The following is a 508-nucleotide window of genomic DNA, read 5'->3' as shown; positions in this document are numbered from 1 at the left end:
AGTTGTTCCAACCGACTTGTTTTCTGTTTTTTCATTAGCAGAATCAGTTCAATCGACAAGAATTGAAGGGACTCAGGCAACTCTTGATGAAGTTATGGAAGTTGAGGCAACGCATCAAGATGGTAATGTTGATGTTCAGGAAGTTCGTAATTATCGAGATGCTTTAAATTTTGGTGTACAAAAGATAACAGATCAAGATCACCCTATTACAATCTCCTTTATTAAAGAACTGCATAAAATCATATTAAATAACTCTAGAGGCGCAAGTCGTGCTCCAGGAGAGTATAGAAGGGTTCAAAACTGGATCGGTGGTGGAGATATGAGTAGAGCGTCTTATATTCCACCAATCGCATCTAATGTGATGGATTTAATGGGTAACTTAGAAGTTTTTTTAAATGAAACTAATGATGAATTTGACCCCTTAATAATGGCTGGGATAATGCATGCTCAATTTGAAAGTATTCACCCATTTTTAGATGGGAACGGTCGTGTAGGGAGATTATTAATC

At 36.8% G+C, this 508-nt stretch carries 1 protein-coding gene; it reads left to right on the top strand.

Translation table 11 applies throughout. The features are described from left to right. Nucleotides 1-508, top strand: a 508-nt coding sequence (locus FK268_RS26305; protein ID WP_146437931.1) for a Fic family protein, incomplete at both ends; no start/stop codon positions are given.

The sequence above is a fragment of the Tsukamurella sputi genome (genome assembly GCF_007858445.1).
GTDB classification, from domain to species: Bacteria; Actinomycetota; Actinomycetes; order Mycobacteriales; family Mycobacteriaceae; genus Tsukamurella; species Tsukamurella sputi.
Note: the sequence above shows the minus strand (reverse complement) of the source record. Positions and strands in the feature narration are given on the sequence as shown.